Raw genomic sequence first — 18,045 nt, forward strand, 5'->3', positions numbered from 1 at the left:
ACGAGTTATCGCATAGCATGACAGAGTGTAAGAAAATCAATGGTGGAAAATAGACACACTTCGAGGGGGTTATTTGCCCATTGAGCAATAAGCCAGCAATCTTGCGAATAGCTTCGCAAACATGAGCGCTCACTGAAGATAATCCTATATTTCGTATTAATAAAGAATAAAAAAATATCAGTGTCACTGTAACGCCTGAGCTCTGCGAACAAGCATGGCGGGCTAAACTCAACTTATCTGCAATACTAACTTGTGCCTTACAAGCTGAATTAAAACGCCTAGAAGCACAAAAGTGGAAAAATGAAAATATCGAAGGTTTTAATCAATTAAATAGGAACAATGAAGAATACGGATTACTCTCAGATAAATACAAGGGTTTTTAATGCAATATTGCCTCTATCAAAATCGAGAAGATACAGTCAAACACCCATATTTACTGGACATTCAAAGTAATATTATTGATATATTGAATACTCTTTTAGTCATCCCGTTATTCGATAGCAGGCTAGTTAAAAAACCATTACCTACTTGCCTTAACCCCCAGTTATTTAGCAACGGGCAGGTGTTTGTTTTAATGACACACCAAATGGCTTGCGTCCCTCATTCATTATTAGGGACAGAAATCGTTGACTTGAACTGCCAACAAAACACGATTAAACACGCAATTGACTTACTTATTGATGGCTTTTAACAATAAAAGGTTATTATGGATATTTGTCATCTTGTTGCCCCTGATATTCCCTTAGAAGATGCCCCTAAGCATGGGCAGCACATACTTAATTGGCTAAAGCAACAAGGCATTATTGACCCACATTTTCAACATATTGAATATGGTGAAGTCATTTATCGCCCAACGCCCGCCTATAAAGAGCCAATTCTCTATGTTGTCAATGATGAGATAGTACCGACTCAATTACCTGAAGAGACATTAAAAAACTATTTAACTATCGTCACCGAACGCACCGTATTCCACGCAGGGGGAAATGGTCTTGGTATTTATTGCCCACAATGCGCCAAAGAACAAAGTGAACATAGTAACGCATGGGGCGATACCGTTTCCGATTGGTACGAAGGGAGACCTGAAATTCTTGGGTGTTTTAATTGCAACTTCAATGCCCCACTTTCCGGTTGGAATTTTGACCCACAATGGGCTTTTGGAAATTTAGGTTTTAGCTTCCATAATTGGGACATACAAGACTGCTTTATCGACCAACTAGAACAGGTGCTCGGCAGCAAAATCATCACGGTATATCAGCATGATTAATATTCGCTGTACCTTTCAACTTATTTGACCGTGACGCTCAGTGAAAGGCGCATGCCTAATGCATCTGCATACTTTAGTAATGTGCCAAGCTTAGGGTCAAACTGCCCTTTTTCTAAACGTGAAATATTTTGCTTTTGCGTTTTCATTTTTTCAGCGATTTGGACTTGGGTTAAATTATTGGCAATGCGGGCTAATTTAAGCTGGTTAATCATCTCTTTGCGTATTTCTAATTCTATATAAGGTGATTCAATATCAGTCTCATTATGTTGTTCTGTTTCAGTGTCCCTGACTATAGTAGAGATTAAATCGTTATTTATCATTACAATACCCCCTATACTCTAAATAACTCAAGTTAGCGCTAGCCAATAAATGAACTCGTCGATAAAGCCTCTATCAACAAAGTGACTAAGGTGAATAAATGTAGTCAACAGCGCAGCCGCTTGCAGCCTGATGAAGATATAATTCAACTAAATTGAAGCTACTCTAGCAGGATGACTATTAGGGTAGCTCCATAAACAAAGGCTTAAAATGTTCGGTTAGAAACCGAGTTCATCAAGAAGATCATCAACCTGTGACTGTGATGCCATTACGTTCACACCTTCTTTATTAATTTGAGGCCCATTGAGCAAACCTTCATTTTGCGTTTTGACGCGCATTTCTGGTGGCGTATTCTCCATCAACAAAGCCAGTAATTGTTTTTCCGCTTCTTCAACAACTTCCATCATTTTTTTGATGACTTGCCCTGTTAAATCTTGGAAATCTTGCGCCATCATAATTTCAAGTAGTTCAGCTTTAGTCGTTTCGCTGTCTTGGATCACTTGGCTTAAAAATGCCTCTGTTGATTGTCGCAATTGAGCCGGGACAGCATCATTTTCCGCTTCTTGCCATTGCTGTTGTAACGCTTGTGCGTTTTTATTCATATCAACTTGTAATGGCTTGATAACATCAATGCCATTTAACGTTTTTTCTGCTGCTTGCGCAGTCATTTGGGCAATATAACGTAACCTATCTTTACCATCAGGAATGCTGGCAACCGCCTGTTGAACACTTTTTTCAAGACCAAGCTCTCGCATGCTCTCTCTTAGCGTTCTCATTAAGGTACCAATCCGCGTAATGACTTGTTTTAAATCATCATTACCATTGCGATTGCTCCCGATACCACACTGTTCTGTCATGACAATCTCCTTTGGTATACGCGTTTATTGCAGACCCATTTTTTCAAAAACTTTATTTAATTTTTCTTCCAAGATAGCTGCGGTAAACGGCTTAACCACATAACCACTTGCTCCTGCTTGTGCGGCTGCAATAATATTTTCCTTTTTGGCTTCTGCGGTGACCATTAGAACTGGAATATGTTTCAGGGCATCATCACCACGGATAGTTTTAAGCAGTTCTAAACCATCCATATTTGGCATGTTCCAATCTGCAACAACAAAATCGATATTGCCTGTGCGGATCTTCTCTAATGCATCAACGCCGTCTTCTGCTTCTTCTATTTTATTAAACCCGAGCTCTTTTAATAAGTTACGGACGATACGACGCATTGTAGAAAAATCATCGACAACCAAAAAACTGAGATCTTTAGCGGCCATAACCACTCCTTCAAAAAACAATTGTGAATTTCTGCATCGTTAAACCGACACAGAAGAAAGTCTTGCTAAAACGCTAGGGGCAATTTTAAGAATATCTTGCACCTCATCCGCCGCATCCATTTCTATCGCAGCACGCGGCATACCAAATACAACGCAACTACTTTCGTTTTGCGCATAAGTGATAGCCCCCTGCTGGCGTAAATTAAGTAGCCCTTTTGCCCCATCCATTCCCATTCCTGTCAGCAAAATGCCAATACATTTTCGGCCAACACACTGGGCAACAGAATCAAATAACACATCAACAGATGGGCGATGGCGGTTAACCGGCTCACTCTGTTGCAAAATGACTTGAAAACCTTTGCCTTTATCTGCAATTAGCATATGTGAGTCGCCAGGAGCAATGTACGCATGGCCTTTTTGCAGCAATTCGTTGTGTTCCGCTTCTTTGACTGTCAACACGCAAAGTTTATTTAGTCTTTCAGCAAACGAGCGAGTAAACCCTGCGGGCATATGCTGGGTGATCACTACGGGCGGGCACTCTTTAGGGAGCATTTCAAGAAATTGACGTATCGCCTCTGTCCCCCCAGTCGATGCACCAACCGCAATGACTCGGCTATTACAAACATATGGAGACAAAGCTTTAGCCTGTGAAATCGGCTCTGTAACTTTTTTCTCTGCACGCGTAAAACGACTGCGCTGTGTAATTTTTGACATCGCCGCTGCACGAATTTTTTCACCAATCACATCGCGATAACTGATCATCGTTTCACGGATACCAATTTGCGGTTTGGTGACAAAATCTACCGCGCCTAATTCCAGTGCTTTTAACGTCACTTCGGAACCTTTAGAGGTTAATGTCGAAACCATGACGACGGGCATTGGGTGTAAACGCATTAATTTTTCTAAGAAATCAATACCATCCATACGTGGCATTTCAACGTCTAACGTAATGACATCAGGCTCATGTTGTTTAATTAAGTCACGTGCAACATAAGGATCTGGTGCGGTATCCACCACTACCATGTCTTCATGACTATTAATAATTTCGCGCATTAATTGACGCATCAGTGCTGAGTCATCCACACATAGCACTTTAATTTTTTTCATTACCCCCTCCTCGCAGCTTGCAAGCTGTAGACGGTTTGCCCTTTAATCACAAAACTTTGCGATAACTGAGATAAATTTTCTGAATGTCCAATAAATAACAAACCATCTGGCTTAAGCAATGGAACAAAACGCTCTAGCATTTTCATTTGCATTTCTTTATCAAAATAAATCATGACATTACGGCAAAAAATAGCGTCAAAACGATGCTGTAATTGCCAGTCATGGTCGCTAAGATTTAAGTAACGAAATTCAATCATTTGCCGTAATGCGGGTTTCACTCGGGCATAGCCATCAAACTCACCAACACCTTTCATAAAATAGCGCTGTCGCTGTAATGCACTTAGGTTCTTCAACTCTTCAATGCGGTATACACCCTGCTTAGCTCTTTCCAAGACTTCAGTGTCAATATCACTAGCAATCACTTTGGCATTAACAGCATTAGGCCCCAGAACATCACTCAGTGTCATGGCGATAGAGTAGGGTTCCTCACCAGTCGAAGAAGCTGCACACCAAACATTAATAGGGCTGTTTTTCCGTGTACGGATAAACTCCGCCAGCGTCACAAAATGATGCGGTTCGCGGAAAAAGGCCGTTAAATTGGTGGTTAAAGCATTTACAAAAGCTTGCCACTCTGGATGCTGAGGTTCACGCTCTAACATCCGCAAATAATCCGAAAAATTGCCGATATTACAATCCCTTAACCTCTTTAATAGCCGGTTATAGACCATATTTTTTTTATTCATGGTAAGGACAATGCCTGATTTTTTATGAATAAATCGACAAACCCGACTAAACTCATCATCAGTCAGTGGTTCCACCTGTGGTACAAAAAGCATCGTACTTGTCGTCCTATTCAATAAAAACCCAGAAGCAGCCGGATATTCAGGCTGCTCTTGATGGCGGAGGAAATGAAAATTGTGTTTCACTTCCTCAGCCGAAAACCAATAAATTGATTCACTTAAAACTGTAAATTAAAACTCATCTACTCAACGTCGAATTCGCTGAGTCCCATTTTCGGGGAGTTCAAAGAACGCAACGGTATCAACTAAGTTGTTGGCCTGATCTTCTAAGGCAGCAGTAGCACTAGTAGATTGTTCCACTAAAGCTGCGTTTTGCTGGGTGACAAGATCCATTTGGCTTACAGCGGTAGCTACTTGCTCAATACCCCGACTTTGTTCATTTGAGGCTGAAGCAATATTTCCCATCAATTCAGTAACTTGGTTAACAGCTGCAACCAACTCACTCATTGTGGTACCCGCTTCATTCACTAATTGAGAACCTTGACTTACACGGCCCACGGACTCATCAATAAGAGTTTTAATTTCTTTGGCGGCTTCGGCACTGCGCTGGGCTAAGGCCCTAACCTCCCCTGCAACAACAGAGAAACCTCGCCCTTGTTCACCCGCTCGCGCAGCTTCAACAGCAGCATTTAGCGCTAAGATGTTAGTTTGGAAAGCAATACCATCAATCACACTAATAATGGCACTGATTTTTTGAGAGCTGTTTGCAATCGACGTCATGGTATCGATGACATCTTCTGTAATTTCGCCCCCTTTCGTTGCCGTCTTAGAAGCACTCACCGCCAATTCACTCGCCTGACGCGCGTTGTCTGCGTTTTGCTTAACCGTTGCTGTCAGCTCTTCCATACTAGCCGCCGTTTCTTCCAAAGATGCGGCTTGCTGCTCAGTACGTGAGGATAAATTATTATTGCCTAAAGCAATTTCGCGGATACCCGTATACATTTGGTCGGTATTTGAACGCAGCGCTGTCACTGATGTGACTAAAGACTCTTGCATTTGCTTTAACTTGCCAAAAACCTCGCCAATTTCATCACCCGTTTTCACTTCGATAGTTTGGTTTAATTTCCCATCTGCGACTAATGCAAAGTGTTCTCCCATACTTTTAAGAGGAGTGATTACCTTGCGTTTCATCCAATAGTGGGCAAATGCGATGACTACTATGATGATCACGATAACAGAGATAAATGAGCTCCAAGCGAAGGTGTTGTACATCCTTGCCGCAGATAAAGACTCTTCATTCTCGATTTTCAGTAAATCGAGGTAATCGCGAATCCCTGCTTCAAGTTGTTCTTGGTTTTCTTGAGCGGGTAAGGCAATGTAAGCTGGAACATCTTTATTATCTAAATGCGTTTTTAACGCTTTTAATGTGATAACAAAAGCTTGGTACCTTTCATCCAGCGCCGCGAGGTTCTCTTCTTCACTAAGGATTGGCTGGTTTTTAAATTCGGTGTAATCTTTAGCCGCTTCCGCTAGTAAATTATCGAATGTCACCTGTGTTTCTTCTATCAGAGGCTCATGCCCCCCAACTTTATTCAGTAATGCAATTTGCGTCAGGCTGTTACGTGCCTGCATTAAGTGTTTATTCGTTTCTTCTAATAGTGCACGCTTATTTGACCCTAAATCGATGCGTTCCAATGAATTTAATTCACTAACAACTATTCCAACAGAAACCCCGCTAGACACGATCTGCATCCCACAAAATAAAATGAGAAGTAGATATAAACTCACTGAAATCCGGATATTTTTACCAAACATTGAAATCCCCACTTGTGCCAGCTAAGAGAACTGATCGCCTAATACATTGCCTTGTTTTCTAATGCACAGAAACGCTGCAAAACCGAAGCTTTGCAGCGTAAAACTGAGCTTAATCGTTAGAAAGTTTCCCAATTGTCATCATCTTTATGTTCCTTCGATGATATTTTTGTTAAATCCGGCGTTTTAACGATATTCGAAACCGTTCTTTCTGCCGGTTTAATATTACGTATTTCACTTTGTTTTAATGGTGGTAAGCGGAAGATAGAAATCAATTGCGACAGTTTCGCGACTTGTTCTTCCAATACATTGGCAGCAACTGCCGATTGCTCAACTAAAGACGCGTTTTGCTGTGTGACTTTATCCATTTCGGCTACGGCGATGCTGACTTGGGCAATCCCTTTGCTTTGCTCATCGGAAGCCGTTGCAATATGAGTCATAATGTCTGTCACACGGGTAACCGATTCGACAATTTTAGTCATTGTCTCACCTGCGTCTTCGGCTTGGCGTGCCCCGGTATCCGTTCTTGATACTGAATCTTCAATAAGCGTTTTAATTTCTTTTGCCGCATCCGCACTACGCTGAGCTAAGTTACGCACTTCATCGGCAACGACTGCAAACCCGCGCCCATGCTCACCCGCTCGTGCAGCTTCTACTGCTGCATTCAATGCTAAGATATTGGTTTGGAAGGCAATGCTGTCAATGACGGCGGTAATATCAGAAATTTTTTGCGAGCTATCCGCAATGTTCAACATGGTACTCACCACATTGGAAACAACCTTACCGCCCTCTTTCGCAATAACCGATGCTTGGCTAGCAAATTCACTGGCTTGATGTGCATACTCAGTGTTTTGTTTCACCGTTGCCGTCAGCTCACTCATACTGGCAGAAGTCTCTTCCAAGCAAGCTACTTGTTGCTCTGTTCGTGCAGATAAATCATTATTACCCGCAGCAATCTCAGTAGTGCCTTGGTAAATAGTTTCGCTACCATCCAATACGCCACGCACCGTATTAATCAACTCCTGCTGCATGTGCTGGACACCATTCGCCAACTCACCAATTTCATTGTTCGCCGTTGTGGTTATATTTGGCGTCAAATCCCCTGAAGCAAAGACTTGAATTCGTTGGTTTAATAAACTGAGAGGTTCAATAATTCCCTTACGAACATAGCGATAACTGAAGAATCCAATAAAGGCTAACGCAATCGATAACGTCATCAACATATATAATGACTGGCGATAATTATTGTCTGCATTTACGACTTCGGCTTGAAAGTCAGAGGAGATATCAGCAAAATATGCGTTAAATTGCTCTTCAAATTTCACTTGATGCCCTGAGGTTCTATGGGCATAAAAACCTTCTAAATCACCTTTTTCTGCATATTCACCTAGCTTAATTAGTGCATTTCGGTAGGTTTCATAAGTGTTAAAAAGCTGTTCAAATTTGGCTTTATCATAATCCGAACTTTGCATTAGCTTCTTATAACGGTCATAAGCACCATCCGCCGCTTTGAAGTTATTTTTCGCAGCCTTAATCAGCTCTTCATTGGTGGCATCGTCTTGAATTTTGCGCCCTTCTAATAAATAAGCGTTAATTGACCGATTTAAATTAGCTCGAGCTTGTAATAAATTAACCCAACTTTCTGTTAAGACTTGCCTTTGGCGTTGTAATGAATTCAAGTAATTTATACTGTCGCTGTTATCGCCCAGTTTGGTAAACATCAAACCACTGGATACCAGCTGCAGTAAAATAAAGATAAAAATGACGGACAAAAGTCCTGATACGATTTTAATTCGACTGTACATGACGTTTTACTAACATAATTTTGTTGTATTTTGGATATCGGTCATCAAGCCAAAAACTTTAGCCAATGACTTATTATTATTTGCACAAATAGTTAGGCTGAGAATTACTCAGCCATGCTGTCAATTAGTGCCATTTCATCGCTTGTTAGTAACTTTTCAATATCGACTAATATCAACATACGGTCATTAACTGTCCCAAGACCTGTTAAATATTGTGTCGATAAGGTCACAGCAAAATCAGGTGGCGGTGCGATTTGTTCTTCATTTAATACCAGCACATCAGAAACACCATCCACAACAATTCCAACGACTCGGTCTTTTAAATTCACCACAATGACAACGGTATTATCGTTATACACCACGTTTTCGTGGGAGAATTTCACGCGTAAATCAATAATAGGGATAATCACACCACGTAAATTGGTCACGCCCTTAATAAAATCTGGTGTATTCGCGATACGAGTAACCTGCTCATAGCCACGAATTTCCTGCACTTTTAAAATTTCAATGCCGTACTCTTCTTCACCTAAAGTGAAAATAAGATAGCCTTCGCCGTTCTTTTCTTCTTCGTGTTTATTTAAATCATCATCTAACATAGACATGGTGTATGGCCTCTATTTAGTGCACGACAGGTTGAGAAACCTGTTGTTTCTTTTTAATCAAAATGCTGTTATTCATTCTTTGCAGCTCGGCCACATCTAAAATCAATGCAACAGAGCCATCGCCCATAATTGTTGCTGCAGAAATACCTGGGATCTTGCGATAATTACTTTCAATATTTTTCACCACCACTTGTTGTTGTCCTACTAGCTTGTCAACTAATAAGGCAAAGCGATGACCTGCATTTTGGATAATCAACACAATGCTGTTATCTAAATGGCGTTCAGCCCCGTCAATTGAAAAAACATTATGTAATTCAACGAGTGGTAAGTATTCTCCACGCACAAGCAACATTTTTTCTTCACCCGCTAAACGGTAAATATCTTCCTGACGTGGTTGTAATGTGCTGATGATGGCGCTTAACGGCACGATAAATACGTCTTCCGCAACTTTTACGGACATACCATCGAGAATAGCCAAAGTTAAGGGGAGTAAAATACGGATGATTGTCCCTTTACCTTCGGTGAAACCTATCTGAATACGCCCTCCCATGTCTTGAATGTTCCGCTTAACAACATCCATTCCAACACCCCGACCAGAGACATCCGTCACGACCTCAGCAGTTGAAAAACCGGGTGCCATAATCAGCATGGCTACTTCATCATTGCTCATCCCGTCATGCACATTCATGCCTTGAGACTTGGCTTTTGCCAAAATGCGTTCACGGTTTAACCCCGCACCATCATCACGAACTTCAATGCAAATATTGCCGCTCTGATGTGCCGCAGCCAACGTTAATGTGCCAGCTTCTGGTTTACCATTGGCTAACCGAACTTCTGGTTTTTCAATTCCGTGATCAAGACTATTGCGTACCAAATGATTTAGCGGGTCAACAATCCGCTCTATTAAGCTTTTATCTAGCTCCGTGGAGCTACCTTCCACTTTGAGTTCGATTTTTTTGCCTAATTTCGATGCAATATCGCGTACCATGCGAGGAAAACGGCTAAAGACATAATCCATTGGCATCATGCGAATAGACATAACAGATTCTTGTAATGCCCGTGAATTCCGCTCTAATTGCACAATCGAACTTAATAAATCGCTGTATTCGTTTTGGTCTACTTGCTGGCTATGTTGCGTCAACATAGATTGGATAATGACTAGCTCGCCAACTAAGTTAATCAGTTGGTCAACTTTTTCGACTGCAACACGAATACTGCTAGAGTCCCCTTTGGGTTTAGCTACAGCAGGTTTTTTCGATGTATTCGTTGTTACAGCAGTAGCCGGTGATGTGGCTACTGGCTTAGTTTCTTCCTTCGGCTCAACAACGTTGGCGTTGGCTTGGTTGTCAGCAGGTTCACTAGCAGTGATTTTTTCAGGAGCAACAGCCTGGCAGTCGCTAAAAGAGACCGTTTGATGAGTAATTTGTGACTCGTCAACCACAAAACATAATACGCCACAAATATCATCAATATCTGTATTAGTTCCAAGCCAAGCCTGTAGGCTATCAGCGGTTTTTTCAGTGTGGTACAGATTGCCAAATAAACTTAATTCATCGGCAAGTAAATCAACTTCACTTTCTTTTAGTTGATTTAATGTGATCATAAAATAGTGTGAAAACTCGCCTTGTGACGTGGCCGTTTCAGCAATCTCAGTTTCAACTAATTGTTCCGTTTGCGATGGAGCTAGCTCAGTGACCTCCTCAGCATGGTTTTCAACCCGGCTAAGGACCTCGCAAATCCGCTTAAATGTTTCCTCATCAGGTAAAGAATCATTTTTATACGCATCTAACTGTGACGCCATTACATCTTTTGCATCAAGAAATACGTCAATGATGTCAGGTGTGAGCGTTAACTCATCATGACGCGCTTTATCCAGCAAGTTTTCCAATGTATGAGTGGTGTTTTGCAACTGAGTGAAACCAAAGGTTGCAGCTCCTCCTTTTATTGAATGGGCACTGCGGAAAATGGCATTTAGCTGTTCGCTGTCCGGGTCAAAAGGATCAAGCTCAAGTAAATGTTGTTCCATATCCCTGAGCAACTCATCGGCTTCATCGAAAAATGTTTGATAAAACTCGGTAATATCCATGGTTTTTATCCAGTTTCGCTTAGGTTTCACTTAACGCTGTCTGCCGGAATGACCGGCAGACAACTAAACAAATCATGTAATAAATTCAAATTACTATGATTTATCACGGTATTTTTACCGCAGATATTTCATCCACAATGGGGTCAGACGATATTTTTTGCGGTTTATTCAGCACATCGTTGATGGGTTTTGCCCCACTGTATTCACGTAATATTTGTTTTGCATCTTCATCATTTAACACGATAATGCTTATCCGGCGGTTAATAGGTGCAAGTCCATCTTCGGTATCTAAATGGATTGCAGATGCCATTCCTACAACTCGTAGTACCTTGTTTTCATCCATCCCTCCACGAATTAACTCACGACGAGAAGCGTTTGCTCGGTCAGATGACAGCTCCCAGTTACTATAATTTGCCCCATTAGCATAAGGTAAATCATCCGTATGACCGGAAATGCTGATACGGTTTGGGACATCATTCAGAAGCGGTGCAATCGCACGTAGGATATCGCGCATATAAGGCTCAACAGTGGCAGACCCCACTTTAAACATGGGTCGATTTTCACTATCAACAATTTGGATACGTAAACCATCATTAATCATATCAATGAGCAAATGTGGTTTTAATTCGTTCAAACGAGGGTCTTTTAAAATGGCTTGTTCAAGGGACTTTTTTAATTTTTCAAAGCGATAATTTGCGTCACCGTCAATAATATTGTTTGGTTCTGGCATCACATCCCCTTCGCGGAAAATAGGGTCTTTACCACCACCGGGAATTGGGTTTGTAGCATCCCCACTTTTTTTACCTGGGTTAATTGCGGTACTTAATGGGGTGCGAAAATACTCAGCAATCTGAGTCAGTTCCTGAGGACTTGAAATTGAGATCAGCCACATCACGAGAAAGAACGCCATCATTGCAGTCATAAAATCGGCATAAGCAATTTTCCATGAACCGCCATGGCCACTTTGCCGATGTGAATTACGCTTTTTAACTCGGATAATATGAGGAGTATTGGCTGCCATCCTAATGCTACTCCTCAGTCGTTTCTTGTGTGCGAGCGCCTACTTTCACCTCACGAACTCTATCCTCAAGTTCAACAAAGGAAGGTCTATCTACGCTAAAGAGTACTTTACGACCAAACTCAACGGCGATTTGCGGCGCATAACCTTGTAATGCTGAAAGAAAGGTCACCTTAATGCACTCCATCATTTTCAGTTGTTCGCTACTACGCTGCCTAATCAGTGCTGCTAATGGCAGAATAAATCCGTAAGCGACTAAAATACCTAAAAATGTCCCAACCATTGCATGGGCAATTAAAGCGCCTAACTCTCCCGCAGGACGGTCGGCCGAGCCAAGCGCATTCACCACGCCTAAAACTGCAGCAACAATCCCGAATGCAGGCATCGAGTCTCCAACCATGTTTAAACCTGAAGCTGGGACTTCATTTTCTTGACGAAAGGTTTCTAATTCTTCATCCATTAACGCCTCTATTTCATGGCTTTGTAAGTTACTACTTACCATCAGACGCAAATAATCCACCACAAACATCATGGTTGTTTCATCTTTTAAAATACGAGGGTATTGGGAAAAAATTTCACTTTCTTGCGGGTTCTCAATATCTTTCTCAAGGGCAAGTAACCCTTGTTGACGTGATTTATTGAGTAATTGAAATAACAACGCCATTAAATCCATCGACATGGTTTTGTTATAAGAAGAACGGCGAAAGAGTTTTGGTAATACTTTGCACAAAGCGATGATAGATTTGCCACTGTTACCAACAACAAACGCACCTAAACCTGCGCCTAAAATAATGACAAATTCAGCTGGTTGATATAACGCACCTAAATGGCCACCGACCATTATATATCCGCCAATAACCGCTACTGTAACAATGAGATACCCGATGAGTATTAACACAATATTCCCTTTCACTCCGTTGGTTAACAGATGGCAGTCAAAGGGAATTTTGGAAATGACAGGCAAAAAGCTTTGCCTGTTGACCAATCAATCCAATTACATTACCGCTTTAGTAATGCCATCCTGTCGATATACCGTAATATCGGCTAGATGCTCGGAAAGTTTACGTTTTTTTATTGCTCTTGATGGCGGCTGGCATAAACTGCAAGTGAAACTGTTTTCAGGGATATGTGCATAAGTAATAAATGACCCATGGCAACAACTGCATTGTGAACTTTGCAACATGCCACTTTCAACAAAACGGACAAGCGTCCAAGCACGCGTTAAAGCTAACAAAGGTTCCTGATCAGGCTCTGGAATACATTGCTCAAGGTATAACCGATACGCTTTTAATATGGCATCAACCCCTTTGCATTGGCCACTTTTGAGTAAAAATTGATAAGCATTATAAAACATGGATGAATGAATATTTTGCTCCCATGTCATAAACCAATCTGTCGAAAAAGGTAGCATTCCTTTTGGTGGAGGGCAGCCTCTTAGCTCTTTGTACAAACGAACTAATCGGCCACGACTGATTTGAGTTTCGCTTTCTAACATTTGAAGACGAGCCCCTAAAGAGATTAACTCCATTGCTAAGCGAATATCATTCGCTTCTTTAACAATACTTTTCTCAGCTGCGGTACTCATCTTTTTCTCGCTATTTCATTGTCGCCTTCATTATGCGTTTGCAATAATCGGGTCGAAAGTAAGATACCTGTATGAATTTGTTGCAATTCATCCACCCTTGAATCACGAGTTAGCTTTTCTATCGTATCGCTATTCTCAAATCTAAACTGACAGATTAGCTGGTTTGTTTCTGCTAATTTGACTAATTGAGGAAGCGTGAGTTCTGCTAAAGTAGTTGCCATTGCATCAGAGATACCTAAACGGAACATCGCAGAGGCTTTCTCTTGAGAGATGAGTTTTTGGGCTAATAGCAAATATGAGAGGTTAATATCGTATATATGCTTCAGAAAATCTGTCGTCGAGCTCATTTTTTTTCCTTTACGAATATTTATCAACATCTGTGTGCAAAAAGAACAAATATGAATTTGAAAGTATTGTGTGTAGCCAAATTATTAAATATAAAAAGTAATTAAATTGGGTATATGTATTCCATTACTTTCCCATGTTGTCCATTGGTGAATACCCAGTTTGGAGTATAAAAACACAAAGTTTCAAACTTAAATTAAATACATTTCCTGAATACCTACAACAATAAAGAATGACTAGAAAGTTAGCATTTTCAGTAAAAGTCAGAATTTGCCGATGTCATTATTAGTCGTCAATTATTATGCACCACTAAATTAACTATTCAAGGTACTTATGTTTCTTTTTGTACCATTGGGATAATTACCCATTAATTCATTAAATAATCTTTATTATTCCTTTATCTTCTTTCATCTTATCCCAAATATCTACAACATTTTGAATCAACCTAAGGTAAATGGCAGGATTTTAATCAATCTCTTCACTCTCCTCATGTGATAACTAAGCAATAAAAACCAATCACAACATCAAAACCAACATATTGATCCAAATCAAGGTTTGGTATTGAGAAACTGAATTGTTGAAATTACATTTAAGTCAATATCGGCATAAGGGGAATAAAATTTAGTCATTAATTTTCAATGTGTTTAATTGAAAAACGAACCATCATTCAAAATTATTCAATCGTGTATAGATAAAAAATAATTATATTGTCATACATATTATCGCCACTCCACACAAATTTCATTAGAATCATTAAACATTGTCTATTATATAGTCACATCATAATATTAATAAAATTAATTAACTTTGTGAGTATTGTATATAATCAATCATTCATTTAACTTAAAATTTATTGTTATATATTTTTGTTTATTTTATATTTTCAGTAATCATCTTGTTATTACTTCATTAAAGTCTATTTTTGTATTAATTCGATTTTATTTTTCTATTTAAATAGTCGAATATTTATTTTTTTTAATAAAATGATCAACCTACGATAACTAATCTCTTTTATCATTTTGAGAAAAAATAGAGGTTTCAATTAAGAACATTCTGTTCAGGATATGTTTTTTGTATCATTTTAATATACTCAAAATATGATCAAAATAATTGCCGATAAACACATTTTTACTGGTAACAATACTTATTTTTTTAAATGGCACCCAACTGTATACTGCCCACCTAATAACTATATGTTATTATTTACAAAGATTACTATATACTTTTATTTTAACTAATGGTGCTGACTAAAAACCAAATCTAAGTAAACCCCGTAATTCAATAACAACAACAATAAAAATAAATTAATTTTATTTAAAATAATTCAGTTAAAATAATGCTTATAAAAGATACAAATTTTGCTGCATTTTAAGCTTAAAAATATTGTTAAGTTTGTGACCTAATTCACATATATTTCTTGTCTTTCTTAATAGTTTCCGAATAAAACTATTCCGCTATTGATACATTTGTGTTAAGGCGACCATATAAAAAATTATCGGCCTTCCCATCAGGTTTTTAGCTAGTCTGTTTTTCCTTGGCCTACCTTATAATGGTTAGAGTTAAGCATACAAACTCGGAAGTCATGTGTTATCCCTTGTTTTACCCTCAAGCAAATGCAACACTTCCTCCCTCATTAAAAAAGCAAAAGGAAAGGTATGTTTACTTATCAAGCAACAGTCGAGTTTGTCGAGGAAGAAGGAGCATATGAAATCAGTTTTGCTGATTTTCCTGATCTTCAAGGTGTGAGCTATTGTAGAGAAGATGTTGAATTAGAAGCCCAAGAAATATTATTAGCCACTTTTGCAGAGTATATTGAAGGGAAAAAACGAATACCTACGCCAACTCAACCAACTGAGAATGCATTCACTGTCTACCTACCAATAACTTGCTGCCTAAAAATTGCCTTACATAATGCGATGCTAGATTCAAAAATTCAACGACTCGATATCGCCCGTAGGTTAAATATCAATGCGCAGCAGATAGAACGCTTACTCGATATCCATTATGCTTCTAAGCTCGATATTTTAGAGCAAGCTTTGTATTTATTAGGTTATGAAGCCTCAGTCACCGTCACCCCAAGGTAGTATTGAGGCCATTCATATTGGCGTATTGAAATATAATTGTATGGTTTAACTGGTGGTTTTCACCACCAGAAAATCACTTGTTTTAGTGATAAAAGAAAGGTTTATAACATACAGTTTTAAAAAACACTTAACAAAAAGTTAGTACCTATCAAAAACACCATAATCTGGTTTTTCACCTCTCATCACTGCTCTTTGTTGTTCATGTACAGCTTCTCTATCTATTCTTTTTTGTTCAGATGTGCGCTGATCTTTATGTGGCTTTGGCCATGTTGATTTATTCGCTTCAAAACTAGGATTAAATGTACACCCAGCAATCAAAAAAGAACAAAAAAGTGAAGAAATAAGTTTCATTAAGTCTATTTACCTAAGCGCGTATTAGAAGAAGCAAAACTTATCAGAATTAGAATATCACAACAAGATTGAAAGGTAGGTGTAGCCAGTTATTAAGGCACTATAGGTAGTTGGGTAATAACTAGTTGGGTTTCACTTTGCTTATGACACTCCACCCTATCCCCATCTTTATATATAAAATAATAACGCTTATTGTCACCTAGGGTTTTAATCAAAGAATCACCGTTTAAAAAATCGTAGATATTATATCTTGCATCTTCCTTGCGATACCGGATAGTCGGTCGCGATACAAAAAACTCGCTTCCCCATTTCAAAGTGGTAATTAAATAATTCGTATGTAGCACTGTCATTATTCCACGATCAGGGCAATCCAGTTGATAGGTTTTCATCGCATAAGTAGGTAAACTCATACTGTACAGTAATACAAAAATAGTGATTACCTTTGCCATTTTTACTCCGTAGGTTAGCTTATTGCTCGCATTTCAAGTTAAGCTAACTAGGTTCCTATCTACGTTGTTACAACACAAACATAAAAAACTGATATTCAATACAAGAAAAATGCGTAAAAACTATTTTTCTTATCAAAAAACACCCTCAACCTTGTGTAACATTCTCCAATGCAGCAACAAATTCAGTTAGCTTCGCCTAGATATCTCATACTTTTTTAAACAATCTTTGACTTATCGGTGGGCATTATTTTTTATAGGCTACAACCGTCCCCTCATAGAATATTAAAAAATCATTTTTGGCATAATTATTCACCTTGATGAATCCTACTCTATATGTTTATTGAAGTACGCAATGAAACTGACAGCAATAGACCATGTACATGTGTATGTCGATGGCCTTGACGATGCCATAAAATGGTATAAAGACATTTTATTTTTTGAAGTAACGCCTAAATTTAAGTTTTGGTTTGACCTAGGTGGGCCATTAGTCATCAACAACAATGATGTTCACCTACCCTTATTTAAAAGAACAATCAAAATATTGGTAACACAATCGCTTTTAGCGTAAACAAAGTGACTTTGTTAAGATTTATGGAACATTTGAAACATTGCAATGTTTCAATCTCTGCGGTTGACCATGATGTGTTTATATCTATCTACTTTACTGACTCATATAGTAATATGATATGAAATCATAACGTATAAGCACTTTACGCTATAAAGTTTAAACCGATTAAAAAGCTAACAGAGGTAGTGGAAATTGCGTCCCATAACGGTACACTTAACAATACTTGAAAATGATTTAAAAATCACTTAGTCCCAACCACGTCCCATTACTTTTGTGTCACAATTTATCACAGCCACTTACTCATCCATTTTCTTCTCCTATATTGCTGGTGCTCAGTTGCATTAATTAAAATAGTGAGCCACCTCACAAAGAGTTAGTGTTCATCTATGTTTTCTATAAAACTGAGACAGAAAGCAAAATTATTCATACCAACGAGTTTATACCCCACAAAAAAATAAATATAACAACCTGATATATAAAACAAAAAAGGCAATCCACATTAGGCTTTCTTAATATGAGTTCAGTATTCAAGGTATCAAATCTAAAGGTAGGATGAGTTATAAAAAATAAAAAGCTCGGTGAATTTATTAAATCCTTGCGGATAGCCCAAAATATCTCAACTAAAGAAATGATAAAA

At 39.0% G+C, this 18,045-nt stretch carries 20 protein-coding genes; 5 read left to right on the plus strand and 15 right to left on the minus strand.

The features are described from left to right. The first annotated feature begins 176 nt into the window (after window positions 1-176). Genes M1F14_RS16930 through M1F14_RS16940 form a run of 3 tightly spaced genes read left to right on the plus strand, consistent with a single transcriptional unit; the run spans window position 177 to window position 1,264 of the window. Window positions 177-383: a type II toxin-antitoxin system CcdA family antitoxin gene (locus tag M1F14_RS16930; protein WP_072035164.1), complete on the plus strand. Its 207-nt coding sequence runs from the start codon at window positions 177-179 to the stop codon at window positions 381-383. Then, window positions 383-691 carry a CcdB family protein gene (locus M1F14_RS16935; RefSeq protein WP_181469200.1) on the plus strand — a complete coding sequence of 103 codons (309 nt, stop codon included), beginning with the start codon at window positions 383-385 and terminating at the stop codon, window positions 689-691. The genes M1F14_RS16930 and M1F14_RS16935 overlap by 1 nt, the downstream gene beginning before the upstream one ends. A gap of 15 nt (window positions 692-706) precedes the next feature. Then, window positions 707-1,264 (plus strand): hypothetical protein, encoded by a 558-nt coding sequence (locus tag M1F14_RS16940; RefSeq protein ID WP_181469199.1) that lies wholly within the window; start codon window positions 707-709, stop codon window positions 1,262-1,264. A gap of 20 nt (window positions 1,265-1,284) precedes the next feature. Here M1F14_RS16940 and M1F14_RS16945 read toward each other — a convergent pair whose 3' ends face one another. The 13 genes from M1F14_RS16945 to flhD all read right to left on the minus strand — a co-directional run bounded on the left by M1F14_RS16945 (window position 1,285) and on the right by flhD (window position 13,958). Further along, the gene (locus M1F14_RS16945; protein WP_042844276.1) at window positions 1,285-1,584 is read right to left on the minus strand and encodes a helix-turn-helix transcriptional regulator; all 300 of its coding nucleotides are present in this window, start codon (window positions 1,582-1,584) and stop codon (window positions 1,285-1,287) included. 216 nt (window positions 1,585-1,800) lie between these two features. Then, window positions 1,801-2,439 (minus strand): protein phosphatase CheZ, encoded by a 639-nt coding sequence (locus tag M1F14_RS16950; RefSeq protein ID WP_042844277.1) that lies wholly within the window; start codon window positions 2,437-2,439, stop codon window positions 1,801-1,803. Between the two features lie 24 nt (window positions 2,440-2,463). Next, window positions 2,464-2,856, minus strand: coding sequence for a chemotaxis response regulator CheY (gene cheY, locus M1F14_RS16955; protein WP_034782834.1), 393 nt, complete (start codon window positions 2,854-2,856; stop codon window positions 2,464-2,466). Between the two features lie 39 nt (window positions 2,857-2,895). Further along, window positions 2,896-3,963, minus strand: a complete 1,068-nt coding sequence (locus M1F14_RS16960) for a chemotaxis response regulator protein-glutamate methylesterase (RefSeq protein WP_042844278.1) — start codon at window positions 3,961-3,963, stop codon at window positions 2,896-2,898. Then, on the minus strand, window positions 3,963-4,799 hold the full coding sequence (locus tag M1F14_RS16965; RefSeq protein ID WP_042844279.1) for a CheR family methyltransferase: 837 nt from the start codon (window positions 4,797-4,799) through the stop codon (window positions 3,963-3,965). Before M1F14_RS16965 ends, M1F14_RS16960 begins: the two co-directional genes overlap by 1 nt. Before the next feature lie 150 nt (window positions 4,800-4,949). Beyond that, window positions 4,950-6,518 carry a methyl-accepting chemotaxis protein gene (locus M1F14_RS16970; protein ID WP_042844281.1) on the minus strand — a complete coding sequence of 523 codons (1,569 nt, stop codon included), beginning with the start codon at window positions 6,516-6,518 and terminating at the stop codon, window positions 4,950-4,952. A gap of 116 nt (window positions 6,519-6,634) precedes the next feature. Next, window positions 6,635-8,320, minus strand: a complete 1,686-nt coding sequence (locus M1F14_RS16975; RefSeq protein WP_042844282.1) for a methyl-accepting chemotaxis protein — start codon at window positions 8,318-8,320, stop codon at window positions 6,635-6,637. 104 nt (window positions 8,321-8,424) lie between these two features. Beyond that, complete coding sequence (gene cheW / locus M1F14_RS16980; protein WP_042844283.1) at window positions 8,425-8,922, minus strand: chemotaxis protein CheW; 498 nt, start codon at window positions 8,920-8,922, stop codon at window positions 8,425-8,427. 16 nt (window positions 8,923-8,938) lie between these two features. Beyond that, window positions 8,939-11,008 (minus strand): chemotaxis protein CheA, encoded by a 2,070-nt coding sequence (gene cheA, locus M1F14_RS16985; RefSeq protein WP_181469198.1) that lies wholly within the window; start codon window positions 11,006-11,008, stop codon window positions 8,939-8,941. A 103-nt stretch (window positions 11,009-11,111) separates the two neighbouring features. Beyond that, window positions 11,112-12,029: a flagellar motor protein MotB gene (gene motB, locus M1F14_RS16990; RefSeq protein WP_042844285.1), complete on the minus strand. Its 918-nt coding sequence runs from the start codon at window positions 12,027-12,029 to the stop codon at window positions 11,112-11,114. A gap of 7 nt (window positions 12,030-12,036) precedes the next feature. Beyond that, on the minus strand, window positions 12,037-12,924 hold the full coding sequence (motA, locus tag M1F14_RS16995) for a flagellar motor stator protein MotA (protein ID WP_042844286.1): 888 nt from the start codon (window positions 12,922-12,924) through the stop codon (window positions 12,037-12,039). Between the two features lie 96 nt (window positions 12,925-13,020). Continuing rightward, a complete protein-coding gene (gene flhC / locus M1F14_RS17000; RefSeq protein ID WP_042844287.1) occupies window positions 13,021-13,611 on the minus strand; it encodes a flagellar transcriptional regulator FlhC in 591 nt (196 codons plus the stop codon). Further along, window positions 13,608-13,958: a flagellar transcriptional regulator FlhD gene (flhD, locus tag M1F14_RS17005; protein ID WP_042844288.1), complete on the minus strand. Its 351-nt coding sequence runs from the start codon at window positions 13,956-13,958 to the stop codon at window positions 13,608-13,610. The genes flhC and flhD overlap by 4 nt, the downstream gene beginning before the upstream one ends. Before the next feature lie 1,653 nt (window positions 13,959-15,611). On the opposite strand from flhD, the gene M1F14_RS17010 reads away from it, so the two are divergent. Further along, window positions 15,612-16,040: an antitoxin HicB gene (locus tag M1F14_RS17010; RefSeq protein WP_042844289.1), complete on the plus strand. Its 429-nt coding sequence runs from the start codon at window positions 15,612-15,614 to the stop codon at window positions 16,038-16,040. Window positions 16,041-16,178: 138 nt separating this feature from the next. On the opposite strand, the gene M1F14_RS17015 is transcribed toward M1F14_RS17010, so the two are convergent. Both M1F14_RS17015 and M1F14_RS17020 read right to left on the minus strand, forming a co-directional pair. Beyond that, on the minus strand, window positions 16,179-16,391 hold the full coding sequence (locus M1F14_RS17015) for an AAA family ATPase (RefSeq protein WP_129465768.1): 213 nt from the start codon (window positions 16,389-16,391) through the stop codon (window positions 16,179-16,181). Window positions 16,392-16,483: 92 nt separating this feature from the next. After that, window positions 16,484-16,840, minus strand: a complete 357-nt coding sequence (locus tag M1F14_RS17020; RefSeq protein ID WP_042844291.1) for a hypothetical protein — start codon at window positions 16,838-16,840, stop codon at window positions 16,484-16,486. Window positions 16,841-17,192: 352 nt separating this feature from the next. On the opposite strand from M1F14_RS17020, the gene M1F14_RS17025 reads away from it, so the two are divergent. Continuing rightward, complete coding sequence (locus M1F14_RS17025; protein WP_048606782.1) at window positions 17,193-17,408, plus strand: hypothetical protein; 216 nt, start codon at window positions 17,193-17,195, stop codon at window positions 17,406-17,408. Window positions 17,409-18,045 lie beyond the last annotated feature (637 nt).

The organism is Providencia sp. PROV003 (assembly GCF_045040775.1).
In the GTDB taxonomy this organism is placed as follows: domain Bacteria; phylum Pseudomonadota; class Gammaproteobacteria; order Enterobacterales; family Enterobacteriaceae; genus Providencia; species Providencia huashanensis.

What these genes read in the sequence shown, in the direction of transcription:
- flhD (WP_042844288.1), bottom strand. Translation starts at nt 13,958, where the DNA reads ATGAGCTCGACGACAGATTTTCTGAAGCATATATACGATATTAACCTC.
- motB (WP_042844285.1), bottom strand. Translation starts at nt 12,029, where the DNA reads ATGGCAGCCAATACTCCTCATATTATCCGAGTTAAAAAGCGTAATTCA.
- M1F14_RS16940 (WP_181469199.1), top strand. Translation starts at nt 707, where the DNA reads ATGGATATTTGTCATCTTGTTGCCCCTGATATTCCCTTAGAAGATGCC.
- M1F14_RS17015 (WP_129465768.1), bottom strand. Translation starts at nt 16,391, where the DNA reads ATGAAACTTATTTCTTCACTTTTTTGTTCTTTTTTGATTGCTGGGTGT.
- M1F14_RS16970 (WP_042844281.1), bottom strand. Translation starts at nt 6,518, where the DNA reads ATGTTTGGTAAAAATATCCGGATTTCAGTGAGTTTATATCTACTTCTC.
- flhC (WP_042844287.1), bottom strand. Translation starts at nt 13,611, where the DNA reads ATGAGTACCGCAGCTGAGAAAAGTATTGTTAAAGAAGCGAATGATATT.
- M1F14_RS17010 (WP_042844289.1), top strand. Translation starts at nt 15,612, where the DNA reads ATGTTTACTTATCAAGCAACAGTCGAGTTTGTCGAGGAAGAAGGAGCA.
- cheY (WP_034782834.1), bottom strand. Translation starts at nt 2,856, where the DNA reads ATGGCCGCTAAAGATCTCAGTTTTTTGGTTGTCGATGATTTTTCTACA.
- M1F14_RS17020 (WP_042844291.1), bottom strand. Translation starts at nt 16,840, where the DNA reads ATGGCAAAGGTAATCACTATTTTTGTATTACTGTACAGTATGAGTTTA.
- M1F14_RS16950 (WP_042844277.1), bottom strand. Translation starts at nt 2,439, where the DNA reads ATGACAGAACAGTGTGGTATCGGGAGCAATCGCAATGGTAATGATGAT.
- cheA (WP_181469198.1), bottom strand. Translation starts at nt 11,008, where the DNA reads ATGGATATTACCGAGTTTTATCAAACATTTTTCGATGAAGCCGATGAG.
- M1F14_RS16975 (WP_042844282.1), bottom strand. Translation starts at nt 8,320, where the DNA reads ATGTACAGTCGAATTAAAATCGTATCAGGACTTTTGTCCGTCATTTTT.
- cheW (WP_042844283.1), bottom strand. Translation starts at nt 8,922, where the DNA reads ATGTCTATGTTAGATGATGATTTAAATAAACACGAAGAAGAAAAGAAC.
- M1F14_RS17025 (WP_048606782.1), top strand. Translation starts at nt 17,193, where the DNA reads ATGAAACTGACAGCAATAGACCATGTACATGTGTATGTCGATGGCCTT.
- M1F14_RS16960 (WP_042844278.1), bottom strand. Translation starts at nt 3,963, where the DNA reads ATGAAAAAAATTAAAGTGCTATGTGTGGATGACTCAGCACTGATGCGT.
- M1F14_RS16965 (WP_042844279.1), bottom strand. Translation starts at nt 4,799, where the DNA reads ATGCTTTTTGTACCACAGGTGGAACCACTGACTGATGATGAGTTTAGT.
- M1F14_RS16945 (WP_042844276.1), bottom strand. Translation starts at nt 1,584, where the DNA reads ATGATAAATAACGATTTAATCTCTACTATAGTCAGGGACACTGAAACA.
- M1F14_RS16935 (WP_181469200.1), top strand. Translation starts at nt 383, where the DNA reads ATGCAATATTGCCTCTATCAAAATCGAGAAGATACAGTCAAACACCCA.